Consider the following 13,568-nt stretch of genomic DNA (forward strand, 5'->3'; position numbering starts at 1 on the left):
TTACCGACAGGGCCAGGCCGCATCGGGGCCAAAAGCGGGGTGACGCAGTTCGCTGCCCGGAACAATACCGAGCCGCGCCGCGAGGCCGCCATTGATCTCGAGTACCGCGAGCACGCCCTCGCCCCCGTCGATCGGGGTGCGGTCCAGCGGCCGGGCGTTCGAATGCACCCTCAGCACCCGGCCTCGGGGACCGACAAAGATCATGTCCAGCGGGATCAGGGTATTTTCCATCCAGAAGGCCACGCGCTGCGGATGCGGGTAAACGAAAAGCATGCCTGAAGAGACCGGCATCGACTCCCGGTACATCAGGCCCCGCGCCCGCTCGGCTTCGTCATCGGCGATCTCGACGGCAAAGCGTGCGCTACCCCACGCCCCCCGCAGGTCGACCCTGCCCTCGGCACATTGCCCAAACGCGGGTCCGGCCAGCGCAAGCCCCGCCCACAGGATCAGTCCTGCGAAGACCCCGATACCGCGCTTTCCCATGGTCCCACCATAACCGCCAGCCGCCCGCGCTGGCCTTCTGTCACCCGTATGGCGATAGCCTCGCCCGGTTGCAGATCCGCCAGCCCCGACCGGCGCAGCACCTCGATATGAACGAAGACATCCTCGTGTCGGCCGAACACATTGGCAAAGCCGAAGCCCTTGGACTTGTCGAACCACTTGACGCGCGCGGGCTCCAGTTCCAGCTGCGCAAGCTGATCCGCGTCCAGCCGCATCGCATCCTCGAAGGCGGGGGTTTCGCCGCCCAGGGCGGGGGGATCGATGCGCAAGACCTCGGTGGCCTGCAGTCCGCGGGCGGTCTTCTGCACCATGAGTTCCACGCCGGCGCCGTCGGTCACCGAACTTTGGCCGAAATTCCTGAGAACGTTGGCATGAAGAAGAATGTCCGGCCCGCCCGAGTCGGCCACGACAAAGCCGAACCCCTTGCCTGGGTCGAACCACTTCACGTGCCCCTCCACGCGGTGGGGCGGCGTTTCACTGTCCCTGGTCATGATCCCCGAACCGGAATGAACCGATTACCTCCCCGGTAGTCCCTATTCACAGTCCCGGACCGCGATGCAAGCGATTTCCCGGGCGTTCCTCGTCACTGTGCCATTCACGAAGCGTGAATGTCAGGGGAACAGTCGCGTTATTTGCCAGTCCGCGTCAACCGTGTCCCGGCGCCAGCGAAAGCGGTCGTGCAAACGGAACGGTCCGTCGGCCCAGAACTCGATTTCCAGCGGCCTGATCCGCACCCCACCCCAATGCGGCGGCCGTTTCGTCGCCATGCCCTTCTGCGCGGTCAGCCGGGCCACCTCGGCCATCAACTCTCCGCGTGATCCAAGCGGACGCGACTGGCGCGATGCCCATGCCCCGAGACGGCTTTTCAAGGCGCGCGAGGCAAAATAGGCGTCGGCCTTTTCTCCTTCTTCCCGTTCGGTCATCCCCCGCACCCGCACCTGGCGCCGCAGCGATTTCCAATGTAGCACGAAAGCGGCCTTGCCGGTTGCGGAAATCTCGTCCCCCTTGGCGCTCTCGTAATTGGTGTAGAAAATGAAGGCGTCGGGCTCGATCTCTTTCAGCAGCACCATGCGCACATTCGGCAGCCCGGCCGCGTCCACGGTGGCCAGCGCGATCGCGTTGGGATCGTTCGGCTCGGTCCGCTCGGCCTCGGCCAGCCAGGTCCGGGCGATCTCGAACGGATCCTTTCCTGCGAAAATGCCCTCTCGGTCCGTCATGTGCTTGCTCTCCTGCCCGCGCTCTGGGCGGTCTTGATGGGTCGGTGCATTTCGCCTACACCGGCGACAATTTCCTGAACAGGTGGTCGAGGGGCACCGGATGTCAACGAAACTGTTGGAAGGCAAGCGCGGCCTTATCATGGGGCTTGCCAATGACAAGTCCATCGCCTGGGGCATCGCGCAGCAATGCGCGGCGCACGGGGCTGAACTGGCCTTTTCCTACCAGGGCGATGCGCTGAAAAAGCGGGTAGGCCCGCTGGCCGAAAGTCTGGGCAGCGATATCGTGCTGGAATGTGATGTCGCCGAGGAGGCGTCGCTGGACAACCTTTTCACCGAACTCGCGCAGCGTTGGGACCGGCTGGATTTCATCGTCCACGCCATCGGGTTCTCGGACAAGGAACAGCTGCGTGGCCGCTATGTCGACACCACGCGCGACAACTTCCTGATGACCATGGACATCTCGGTCTATTCCTTCACCGCCGTCGTGCAGCGCGCGGCCGCGATGATGACCGAGGGTGGCTCGGCGTTGACGCTGACGTATTACGGCGCCGAAAAGGTCATGCCACATTACAACGTGATGGGCATCGCCAAGGCCGCGCTGGAAACCTCGGTGAAGTACATGGCCGAGGACCTGGGGAAGGACGGCATCCGGGTGAATGCGATCTCGGCCGGGCCCATCAAGACGCTGGCCGCAAGCGGCATCGGCGACTTCCGCTACATCATGAAGTGGAACGAGCTGAATTCACCCCTGCGCCGGAACGTGACGCAGGTGGAGGTCGGCAAATCGGCGCTTTACCTGCTGTCAGACCTGGGCAGCGGCGTGACCGGCGAGGTGCACCACGTGGATGCCGGCTATCACGCCATCGGCATGAAGGCCGTGGATGCGCCCGATATCGACGCGGTCACCGGACGCAAGTGACGCCTGGACGTTCAGCCAGAAAGGAAGCCCCATGTCGCCCGCCGACCGCCTGCCCCACGAGAAAGGATTTCACGTCAGCTGGGACCAGTTGCACCGCGACGCGCGCGCGCTGGCGTGGCGGCTGGACGGACACGGGCCCGACGACGGCGCCTGGCGGGCGGTCGTGGCGATCACGCGGGGCGGCATGGCGCCCGCGATGATCGTGGCGCGCGAACTGGATATTCGCACCGTCGACACGATTTCCGTAAAATCCTACAATCACCAGAACCAGTCCGCACCGCGCGTCATCAAGACCCCGGACATGGACATCGTGGGCGACGGGACCGGCGTGCTGATCGTCGACGACCTGGTGGATACCGGCCGCACGCTCGAGGTGGTCCGCAAGCTGATGCCCAAGGCCCATGTCGCCACCGTCTATGCCAAACCCAAGGGCAGGCCGATGGTCGACACCTATATCACCGAGGTCAGCCAGGATACCTGGATATTCTTCCCCTGGGACATGGCTTTGCAATATGTTGAACCCTACCGGGGAACCTGACCGATGGTCAGCCCGCTGAACCCCCGCATGGCGGCGACCTTTCCGCCACCGGTGATGGAGGCGCGGCGCTGGCTTGAAGGGGTGGAGTTCCCCAAGGATCGGCCGCTGATCAATGTCAGCCAGGCCGCACCGATGGAGCCCCCGCCCGAGGCGCTGCGCCAGGCCATAGCGGATGCCGCGCTGAGGGAGACCGCCGCGCATCTTTACGGCCCCGTCCTCGGCCTGCCCGATCTGCGCGAGGAACTGGCCGCCCAATGGTCGGTGGCCTATGGCGGCCAGATCGCGGCGCGAAACGTTGCGATTACCCAGGGCTGCAATCAGGCGTTCTGCGCTGTGATGGCAACCATTGCCGGGGATGGGGATGAGGTAATCCTTCCAACGCCATGGTATTTCAACCATAAAATGTGGCTGGACATGCAGGGCATCCGTACCGTGCCGCTGGCCACCGGCGACAGCCTGGTCCCCGAGGTACAGCGCACCTCCCTGCTGATCACGGAACGGACCCGCGCCATCGTGCTGGTCACACCGAACAACCCCGCCGGCGTCGAATACCCGCCCGAGACCATATCAGGGTTCATGGCGCTTTGCCGCGAACGGGGGATCGCGCTGATTCTGGACGAGACCTATCGCGATTTCCACTCGGGGACCGGCGCCCCCCACGACCTGTTCGCCGATCCCGACTGGGACGATACGCTGATCCACCTTTATTCCTTTTCCAAGGCCTACCGGCTGACGGGGCACCGGGTCGGCGCGATGGTCGCACACGAAGACCGGCTGGCCGAGGTCGAGAAGTTCCTCGACACGGTCGCGATCTGTGCGAACCAGTTGGGCCAGCGCGCGGCGCTTTGGGGAATGCGCAACCTCGGGCAATGGCTGGCGGGGGAACGCGCGGAAATCCTGGACCGGCGCGCGGCGATCGAAGCGGGATTCCCCGCGCTGGAGGGCTGGCGGCTTTTGGGCGCGGGCGCCTATTTCGCCTATGCCGCCCACCCCTGGCCGATTCCCTCGGACGAGCTTGCCCGCCGACTGGTGGCCGAGGCGGGGGTGCTGCTGTTGCCCGGCACGATGTTCCTGCCCGAGGCCGATACCAGCGCGCGCCAGCAGCTTAGGATCGCGTTCGCCAATATCGACCGGCAGGGGATCGGGCGGCTGTTCGACCGGCTTGCCGGGTTCCGCCCCTGACGCTTGCGGGCGGGGCCGCGAGCCCCTAAACACCAACGGACACCGCGTAATCCCGGGGAGGCGCAGCCCATGTCCAAATCCGTCGGCAAGCAGGCGTCGAAAGCCGCCGTTTGGGTTCTGATGGCGCTGTTGATCCTGGGCCTCGGGGGCTTTGGCATCTCGAATTTCGGCGGCTCGGTCGAGGCTATCGGCAAGGTCGGGGAACAGGATATTTCCGTCGACGCCTATGCTCGCGCCCTGCGGCAGGAACTGAACGCCCAGCAGGCTGCAACCGGCCAGGTCGTGACCTTTGCCGAGGCACAGGCGGGCGGTCTGGTGGAACAGGTGCGCGCCCGCGTGATCGCCGACGCCGCCCTCGACAACGAGATGCGCCGGCTGGGCGTCTCGGTCGGCGACGAGCGTGTGGCGCAGGAGGTTCTGGGCGTGACCGCCTTTCGCGGGCCCGACGGCCAGTTCGACCGTGAAACCTATCGCTTCGTACTGGAACAGAACGGGCTGACCGAGGCCGAATTCGAAGCGCAGATCCGCCGCGATGCGACCCGGTCGCTGCTGCAGGCGGGCGTGGTCGCAGGACTGGGCGAGCCCGAGACCTATGCCGACACGCTTTATGCCTTCATCGCGGAACGGCGCAGTGCCAGCTTGATCCGGCTGACGGCCGCGGACCTGGAAACGCCGATCCCCGCGCCCACCGAGGCGCAGATCGCCGAGCAGTACGAGGCCACCCCCGAGGCCTATACTGCGCCGCGCACGCGCAAGATCACCTATGCCTGGCTGACCCCCGACATGATCCTGGACCAGATCGAACCCGACGAGCAGATGCTGCGGGAGCTTTACGACGAACGCATCGATGAATTCGTCCAGCCCGAGCGGCGGTTGGTCGAGCGCCTCGTCTATCCCTCCCAGGAAGAAGCACAGGCCGTGGCGGACGCCATCGCCGCGGGCGAGACGAGCTTTGATGATGCCGTGGCCGCACGCGGTCTGGCGCTGGCCGATATCGACATGGGCGACGTGGCCGAAATCGACATCGGCGGCGCGGCCGGCGCGGCGGTCTTCGCGTTGGACGGCCCCGGCGTGACCGGGCCGCACCTGTCGGATCTGGGCCCCGCGCTGTTCCGGGTGAACGGCATCCTCGCCGCCCAAGAGGTCAGCTTTAACGAGGCCCGCGATAGCCTGGTCGAAGAAGCTGCCCGAGACCGCGCCGTGCGGATGATCCTGGACCGGATCACCGAGTTCGAGGACCTGCTTGCGGCCGGAGCAACGCTTGAAGACATGGCCGCCGAAACCGAGATGGTGCTGGGGCAAGTCGACTATAGCGGCGAAAGCGAGGGGGGCGTCGCGGATTATCAATCGTTCCGCGAAGCCGCCGAGGCGGTCTTGGAAGGGGATTTCCCCGAGATCTTGGAACTTGAGGATGGTGGCATCTTCGCGCTGCGCCTTGATGCCGAAGTGCCTCCCACCCTGCGCCCGCTTGGCGCGGTGCGCGACCAAGTGGCCGAGGACTGGCGCGAGACGCAGGTGCGGGCGCGCCTGAGCGCGCAGGCCGAGGCCCTGGCCGCCCGCGTTGAGGCCGGCGAGACGATGGACCAGCTTGGCCCGCAGGTCGAGTTGCAGGAGGGCCTGTCACGCGGCGGCCTGACGCCGCCTGCACTTTCCGAGGCGCTGTTCGCGATTGCCACGCCCGGCGAGACCCGGGTGGTAGCCACGGGAGAAACCGCCTGGCTGCTGCGGCTCGACGCGATCCTGCCGCCGGACCCCAACGACCCGGCCGCGGGCTTCTTGCGGGACACGATCGGCGCACAGGCCGGCCAGAGCATGGCCCAAGATCTCTACACCTATTTCGCGCAAGAACTGGTGAATTCCGCCGGACTCTCGCTTGACCAGACGGCAATCAACGCCGTTCACGCGCAATTCCGGTAGGACCATGGCGACAATCGTTCCCGACTTCGCGACCTTCGAGGCCGCCTATGACGCCGGCAAGGCCCAGGTCGTTCACGCCCGCCTGGCAGCCGACCTGGACACGCCGGTCTCGCTGATGCTGAAGCTCGCCGGAGCCCGGACGGACAGTTTCATGCTCGAATCGGTCACTGGCGGCGAAATTCGCGGGCGCTATTCGGTCGTGGGGTTCAAGCCCGACCTTGTCTGGGAATGCCGGGGGGACCGCTCGCGCGTGAATCGCCAGGCCCGGTTCGATGCTGACGCGTGGGAGGATATGCCGGGCAGTCCGCTCGGCGCGCTGCGCGCGGTGCTGGCCGAAAGCGCGATCGACATGCCCGACACGCTGCCGCCCATCGCCGCGGGCCTGTTCGGCTATCTTGGCTATGACATGATCCGGCTGGTGGAACGGCTGCCGAACGTCAACCCCGACCCGCTGGGTTTGCCCGACGCGGTGATGTTGCGCCCGTCGGTCGTCGCCGTGCTGGACGGGGTCAAGGGCGAGGTGACGGTGGTCTCGCCCGCGCGGCCCGAACCGGGGCTTTCGGCGCGGGCAGCCTATGCACAGGCCGCCGAGCGGGTGATGGATGCGCTGCGCGACCTCGACCGGGCAGTGCCTGCCGAGACCCGCGATTTCGGCGAGGCGCGCGAGGTGGGCGAGCCGGTCTCGAACTTTACCAAGGACGGCTACATGGCCGCCGTGGAGAAGGCCAAGGAGTACATCCGCGCGGGCGACATCTTTCAGGTGGTGCCCGCACAGCGCTGGACGCAAGATTTCCCGCTTCCGCCCTTCGCGCTCTATCGCAGCCTGCGGCGCACCAATCCCTCGCCCTTCATGTTCTTTTTCAATTTCGGCGGTTTCCAGGTGATCGGCGCGAGTCCCGAGATCCTCGTGCGTCTTCGGGACGGCGAGGTGACGATCCGGCCCATCGCCGGCACGCGGCCCCGCGGCGCCACGCCGGAAGAGGATCGCGCGCTTGAGGCCGACCTTCTGGCCGATCAGAAGGAACGGGCCGAACACCTGATGCTGCTCGACCTGGGCCGGAACGATGTCGGGCGCGTGGCCAAAGTCGGTACGGTTCGGCCCACCGAAGAATTCATCATCGAACGCTATTCCCACGTGATGCATATCGTGTCCAACGTGGTCGGCGAAATCTCCGAGGACCACGATGCGCTGTCGGCACTGCTTGCGGGCCTGCCCGCGGGTACCGTGTCCGGTGCGCCCAAGGTTCGTGCGATGGAGATCATCGACGAACTGGAACCCGAAAAGCGCGGCGTCTATGGCGGTGGTGTCGGGTATTTCTCGGCTGGCGGCGACATGGACATGTGCATCGCACTGCGGACCGCCGTGGTGAAGGACGCCAAGCTTTACATCCAGGCGGGCGGTGGCGTGGTCTATGACAGCGATCCCGAAGCCGAGTGGCAGGAAACCGTCAACAAGGCACGCGCGCTGCGAACTGCGGCAGCCGAGGCCGCCCGCTTCGTGCGCAAGGGCAATAGCTGAGCCCTGGCCCCCAGCGGCACAGCACGAGCCGGGCTGCAGGCCCGGCCCGAAACGTCCAGGGGCCTGAGCGTTTCACCCCGGCTTAAGCCGGGGCGACCCATGCGGGGGCTCTGCCCCCGCGCCCCCGGAGTATTTATACCAAGAAAAAGAGGGCCTTCCCTGCTTTTCCGGCATCAAGAACCCGCGGGACAATCCGAAGCAAGTTGGCCGGGCCGATTTACCCAGGGTCTGCAATATCTGAGTGCACAGCACTATGCGACGCCTAGTAGTCCCGCTCGTAGAAGATGCCGATGCCTGTATCGCCTTCGGAATCGACACCGCCCTTGACCGTGACACTGGGTGTCAGATCCAGATTGAGGTCGACCCTGGTATTCCCCGCGCCGTCCACCGTCACCTCGGAATAGAGGTTGTCAGACAGATACTTTCCCACGCTCAGCGCGGTGGCCCCTTCGTCGGTCTGGCGCACGTCGATTTCGTCGAGGCCGGTGCCTGCGCGCACCCGGGCCAAGAGCCCCCCCCCGTTGCCACCGGCAAGTTCCGCCACGCCGCTGGCCAGTTGCACCGCCTGGAAGGGTGAGAGATCCTGAATGCCACGGCCGAAAAGCAGCCGGGCGACCACCTCGTCCTGCGGCAGGTCAGGATCGGATTCGAATGTGATGTCCGGGGCGGTGGCACGCCCGTCGATGACGATCCGCGCGGTTATGTCACCGGACTGGGTTTCGGCCACGAACCGCAGGTAAGGATCGAGCGATCCTTGCAACGATACCCGCCCCTCGGTCAGGTCGAAGCGCTGCGACAGGATGTCGAGCCGCCCTCGGATCAGTTCGAACCGGCCGTCGGGCACGACATCCCGCGTGGTCCCGCGCACGCGCAACAGTCCGCCGACCTCGGCGTCGAGACCGCGACCGCGGATGAACACCTGGCCCGGGGCCGAGATCGTCAGGTTCAGCGGGTAGGGCCGCCCGCCGCCGCCATCCCCATCGCCCGACGCACCCAGCAGCCCCGCACGCGCCCGCGTGGCCCGCTGGGCCTGCGTTTCGCCCAGATGGGTAATCTCGGGAATGGGGCCGCCCGCGGTTGCGCCGGTGGAGGGCACCGCGATCTCGGTCCGGCCAAGGTCGATCCGGCCCGCGATGGTTGCGCCGCCCGTCAGTGGCCCCTGCACCGTCAGCCGCCCGTCGACGCGTGTCTCGTACAGCGCCGCATCGCGGATACGCGCGCGGTCGAGTCCGATCTCGAGGTCAGCCTCATAGGGAGCGTAAAGGGATACCGGGCCGGCAACGGTGATGCGCCCGCCATCCAACCGCCCGGCCAGATCGATCCCGGCCCGCCCCGACAGGATGTCCACCTGCCCTCCGAGGTCGGTCACGGCAAGACCGAGTGTCGGCAGCGCCAGACGGGCGCCGGCCGTGATCGCCCGGCCCGACAACGAGGACAACGCCAGCGGCCCGCGCAGCGCAAGATCGTAGCGCGCCTGCCCGTCAAGGCTGCGCGGCGAAATAAAGCCATTGGCCAGCGCCAGAGGGGCCGCCCCGGCGATCGAAAGATCCGCGCCGCTTCCGTCGCGCGCGATCGCACCTCCAAGGCGTGCGGTCGTGCCCCCAGGCCCCGTTACGTCAAGATCCAGACGGATATCGCCATTCGTCGGCTGTGCCCGGCCCGATACCGTCAGCGGCCCCGGAAACCCCGGCGCCAGCAGGGCGAGGTCGGCCAACCGGCCCGAAAGATCGAGCGCCCCGTTCCCGGCCTCGTTTGCGGTCAACCTCAGCACCGGGGTTGCCACGTCCAGCGCCCCGAGTTCGATCAGACCTCCTCGGCGCGCGCCGCGCATATTCAGCGACGTCGCGCCCCCGATCAGCCGGTCAGCAGTGCCCAGGCCAAACGCCAGCCCCTGCCCCTTTGCCTGGAGCGCAGCGGTCACGTCGCCGAACACGGCCCCCTCGCCCGTCAGCGTCGCCTCGAGCGCGCCGCGCAGCGGCCTTCCCGCCAGACCTGAGAAAGCCACGAGGTCCCGCGCCGTCAGCGTGACGCTGCCCTCGGCAGGAAGCGCGGGATCATCCGGCGTCAACGCACCCGAAGCGGTCAACCGGGCACCAGCGCCGGCGGCCTCGAGACGATCGACCCGGACCTGCCCGCCGTCTTCCCAGCCAAGCCGAGCTTCGACCGTGCCAGGCCCCGAAAGGCCCGCCTCGACCCGCGACAGGTCGCGCACCTGCCCGGTCAGCTGGAACCCGGCCGCGGCGCTGGACAGATCGCCCGCGGCGTCGACGGTCAGTTCCGGGGTTTCGATCGAAAGGCGGCGCAGCGTCGTGCCCTCGGGGCCGCGTGCGGCTGCCAGCGCCAACGTGCCCGGCCCGACCAGAAGCGGATCGAGGCGCGGCGTGCCCGTCGCGAGGTCGCGCGTCTCGGCCGAAAGGGTCGCGTCGAATATGCCGTCGAGCACGCCATACCGGCCCGCGACCCGCGCCTCGGCCGCACCGCTCAGGGGGCGCCCCGCCAGCGACGCTAAGCGGCCCAGATCGTCGAGTGCAAGCTGGGCAGTTCCGTCAATCGGCAGGCCATCGGCCAAGTCGCCCAACGTGCCTCGCAGCGCGATGCGTACATCGCCGGCGGCGATCTGGACATCTTCAAGCGCAAGCGGTTCGCCCTCGCGGTAGGACACCCGGGCGCTTCCGTCGATCGCATCGCCCAGGGCCCGCGCCAGATCGGGATCGCCATGCGAAAGCCCGGTGGCCGCGAAGGTCAGATCGCCCGACAGCGCGCCCGGGCTGGTCGGGCGGATCGTGCCGGTGCCCGCAATGCGCGCGCGCCCCAAAGAAAGGCCCGCCCGGTCGAACCCGTCCAACGTCGCGTTCGCCTCCCAGCGCTCGCCCTCGGCTGCGTCGAACCGTGCCGTCAGGCGCGCGCCCTGTACCCGCGTTTCTGGGCCCGAAAGCGGCAGCACGACGGGACCGGTCAGCGTGCCGTCCAGGTCCAGCCGCTCGGGCAGGCCCGTGGGCGCAAGCGCCATAATGCCCGCCAGCGTCACTGCGCCGGTGGACAGATCGAGTTGCGACAACTCGGTGCCGCCATCCGCCCGGCGCATCCCCTGTGCCCGGATGCGTGCCGCATCGCCAAAGAAGGGGCGGATGCGTTCGGCCACGAGGGGCGCCACATCACCCGACACATCCAGCGCAAACCGCGCCGCACCGGGACTGTCCTGCGGTTCTTCGAGGCTGAACAGTCCGGTCAGACGCTGCACCCCGTCGGTGGCCAGCGCAAGTTCGGCGGAAAAGTCCGACAACGGCCCCTCGCCCGTCAGAGAAAGGCCAACGGGCGGCGCACCCGGCAGGCCCAAACGGGTCGACACCAGCCCCCCCGGCCCCTCGGACAGGGCGACGTCCAGCGTCAATTCGCGCGTTTCGTTGGCATAGGCCGCGTTGATCGTGAAAAGGCCCTCGGCATCGCGGCGCGTGGCCGCGATCTCGGCCGCCCCTGCGCCGTCAGCCAGTCGAAGCGCGGCCTCGATCTGCAATTCGGCCGCCTGGCCCAGAACCGCCGCGCCAAGTACCAACCGGTCGGTCGCAACCTCGCCGATCTCGATCGCAACGGGCAATTCGGGAAGTCGGAAGGGCTGCGCCTCGGAATCGCTTACTTCGGGCGCACCGCCGCCGGCAGGCAGGCGCACCAGCACGATCTCGCTCGCGCGCAGCGTCTTGACCTCGACCCGACCACGCAACAGGGCAGCGCGCGACCAGTCAAGCTCGGCCCCGCGGACGGTCAACCAGATCCCGTCCGCGTCGGCGATGGTCAGCTCGTCCAGCGAGGCCCGCGAGGATAACGCCCCCTGGAAACCGGTGATCGACACCTCGCGCCCCGCTTGCGAAAGGTTGTCCTCGAGAAAACCTTCGAGAAACCCGCGGTCGTCGTCTTGCGCGGCGAGCGGCAGGGCGGAGCAAAGAACCAACACAAGGGCGATTAGAATACGCATCAGAAGGCCTGCCCGATGCCGATATAAATCTGCAACCCGTCGCCCGTCTCGCCGCTGACCGGTGCGGCGACATCCACGCGGATCGGGCCGATCCCAGTGTCATAGCGCAGCCCCAACCCGGCACCGGAATGCCACTCTCCGTCGCCAACCCAGGAGTCGGGGCCGATGAAACCTGCATCCGCAAACGCCACCAGGCCGATCGCGCCCGTCACATCGAACCGCGCCTCGGCCGACAGCCCCAGGAACGATCGTCCGCCAATCCGGTCGCCGCCCGACAGGTCGACCGCGAGCGATTCATAGGGCTGGCCGCGCACCGTGCCGCCACCGCCCGAGTAAAACAGCATCGCCGGCGGCACGCCATCGGCACTGGCCCCCAGCACCGACCCCATCTGAAACCGACCTGCCAGCACCAACCGTTCGCCCAGGGCATGGTAGATGCGGGCGTCCGCCTTGGCCTGTGCACCGGTTTCGGCATCCCCCCCCAGCGCCAGCAACGGCGTCAGCCCAAGATCGAGATAAGTGCCACCGCGCGGGTTCAGGGGGTCATCGCGGTTATCCCAGGTCAGCGTCACAGGCAGCTTGGCATGGCTCATCGCGCGATCGCCAAGATCGTCGGACACGTCGGAATAGCTGAACAGCAACGCCACCTCGCCGGACAACCGGTCGGAAAAGAAATGCGACAGGCCAATTCCGAACCGGCCGGTTTCCTCGCGGGAATCGGGTTCGTCCAACCGTTCGACCGCGGCCAGCGCGAAAGCGCCCGTATCGGGGCCGATGACCGCCGGCCGGTCGATCCGCGTTGAGATCGTGTAATCGACGCCGCCACTTTCAGTGCCGCCGATCCCGGCGATCTCGGCGTCGAAGCGCAGCCTTTCGGCACCGCCAAACAGGTTGCGGTGCAGCCAGTACCCCGAGAGCGTCACGCCTGCCAGTGAATAGAGTTCGGCCCCAAGCCCGAATCGGCGCTTCTTTTCATCGGCGACCGCCAGCCCGACATCCAGCGTGTTCCCCAGCCCAAGCGCCTCGGCCTCGGACAGGCTGACGGAACGGAAAGCGCCGGTGCGACGCAGCCGCTCTGCGCTGCGCTCCAGTGCCTCGGGATCGAAGGGCTCCCCCGTCGGCAACCCCGCTATCGCCCGAAGCCGGTCGGGGCGCACCGCGGAAGGCCCCTGGATGACCAGATCGCCGAAGGTCACCGGCGGCCCCGGCGCCAAGTCGAGCCGGGCCGCCAGCGTTGCGGTGCGGTGATCGGCGGTGATGTGCTGACCGGCGACGCGCGCCTTGGCGTGCCCTGCCGCCCGCCACCCCGAAACGCCGGCCTGAGCGGCGTCTCGGATCAAGGTACTGTACGCCGGTGAGCCGGGCGCGAAACCGGCCGGCAACGTGGTGTCGGCCGCAAGCGGCGCAACCCGCGCCTGCGAAAAGGCAAACACCGGCCCGGAACGAACCTCGATCCGCACCCGGCCGATCCGGTCCGGCGTTGACAGTGTCGAGATATCTGCCACCTCGCGCCCGTCGACACGAATCGCGATCTCGGGCGCGTAATACCCCTGCGCATAAAGCGCACCGATCAGCCGCGCATAATCTGCACGCGCCGCCGCGAGAATATCCTGTGCGGTACTTTCGGGATCGCGGGCGGTCCCAAGGCTGAGGGCAGAGGCCGTCAGCGCCGCCCGCAGACCATCGGGCGCGCCGGGCGCGATCAGTTCCGCCTCGGCACCCAGCCCCGGCCCCGCGGAAAGCGCAAAGACGGTGAGCGCCGCAAAACAGGCGGAACGGTGCGATTCGGTCAAGGCTTACCCCCA

General features: G+C 67.4%; 10 protein-coding genes. 5 read left to right on the forward strand and 5 right to left on the reverse strand.

Annotated features, from left to right (window positions below):
• The 3 genes from EV662_RS06790 to pdxH all read right to left on the reverse strand — a co-directional run bounded on the left by EV662_RS06790 (nt 1) and on the right by pdxH (nt 1,718).
• Entirely contained in the window at nt 1–483 is a 483-nt protein-coding gene (locus EV662_RS06790; RefSeq protein ID WP_132461402.1) for a DUF192 domain-containing protein, read from the reverse strand.
• Nucleotides 447–992, reverse strand: a complete 546-nt coding sequence (locus EV662_RS06795) for a cold-shock protein (RefSeq protein WP_132461403.1) — start codon at nt 990–992, stop codon at nt 447–449. The genes EV662_RS06790 and EV662_RS06795 overlap by 37 nt, the downstream gene beginning before the upstream one ends.
• Before the next feature lie 120 nt (nt 993–1,112).
• A complete protein-coding gene (pdxH, locus tag EV662_RS06800) occupies nt 1,113–1,718 on the reverse strand; it encodes a pyridoxamine 5'-phosphate oxidase (protein ID WP_132461404.1) in 606 nt (201 codons plus the stop codon).
• A 100-nt stretch (nt 1,719–1,818) separates the two neighbouring features.
• Here pdxH and fabI point away from each other — a divergent pair, with 100 nt between their 5' ends.
• The 5 genes from fabI (at nt 1,819) to trpE (ending at nt 7,793) form a co-directional block, all read left to right on the forward strand.
• Nucleotides 1,819–2,637, forward strand: coding sequence for an enoyl-ACP reductase FabI (gene fabI / locus EV662_RS06805; protein WP_132461405.1), 819 nt, complete (start codon nt 1,819–1,821; stop codon nt 2,635–2,637).
• Between the two features lie 31 nt (nt 2,638–2,668).
• A complete protein-coding gene (gene gpt / locus EV662_RS06810; RefSeq protein ID WP_132461406.1) occupies nt 2,669–3,175 on the forward strand; it encodes a xanthine phosphoribosyltransferase in 507 nt (168 codons plus the stop codon).
• 3 nt (nt 3,176–3,178) lie between these two features.
• Nucleotides 3,179–4,357, forward strand: a complete 1,179-nt coding sequence (locus EV662_RS06815) for an aminotransferase (protein ID WP_132461407.1) — start codon at nt 3,179–3,181, stop codon at nt 4,355–4,357.
• Nucleotides 4,358–4,426: 69 nt separating this feature from the next.
• Nucleotides 4,427–6,274 (forward strand): peptidylprolyl isomerase, encoded by a 1,848-nt coding sequence (locus tag EV662_RS06820; protein ID WP_132461408.1) that lies wholly within the window; start codon nt 4,427–4,429, stop codon nt 6,272–6,274.
• Between the two features lie 4 nt (nt 6,275–6,278).
• Nucleotides 6,279–7,793 (forward strand): anthranilate synthase component I, encoded by a 1,515-nt coding sequence (trpE, locus tag EV662_RS06825; RefSeq protein ID WP_132461409.1) that lies wholly within the window; start codon nt 6,279–6,281, stop codon nt 7,791–7,793.
• A gap of 262 nt (nt 7,794–8,055) precedes the next feature.
• Here the strand turns inward: trpE and EV662_RS06830 are convergent, their stop codons facing one another.
• Both EV662_RS06830 and EV662_RS06835 read right to left on the reverse strand, forming a co-directional pair.
• On the reverse strand, nt 8,056–11,763 hold the full coding sequence (locus tag EV662_RS06830; protein ID WP_132461410.1) for a translocation/assembly module TamB domain-containing protein: 3,708 nt from the start codon (nt 11,761–11,763) through the stop codon (nt 8,056–8,058).
• Nucleotides 11,763–13,556, reverse strand: coding sequence for an autotransporter assembly complex protein TamA (locus EV662_RS06835; RefSeq protein ID WP_243695794.1), 1,794 nt, complete (start codon nt 13,554–13,556; stop codon nt 11,763–11,765). Before EV662_RS06835 ends, EV662_RS06830 begins: the two co-directional genes overlap by 1 nt.
• Nucleotides 13,557–13,568: the final 12 nt, after the last annotated feature.

This window comes from Rhodovulum marinum (assembly GCF_004343075.1).
GTDB classification, from domain to species: Bacteria; Pseudomonadota; Alphaproteobacteria; order Rhodobacterales; family Rhodobacteraceae; genus Rhodovulum; species Rhodovulum marinum.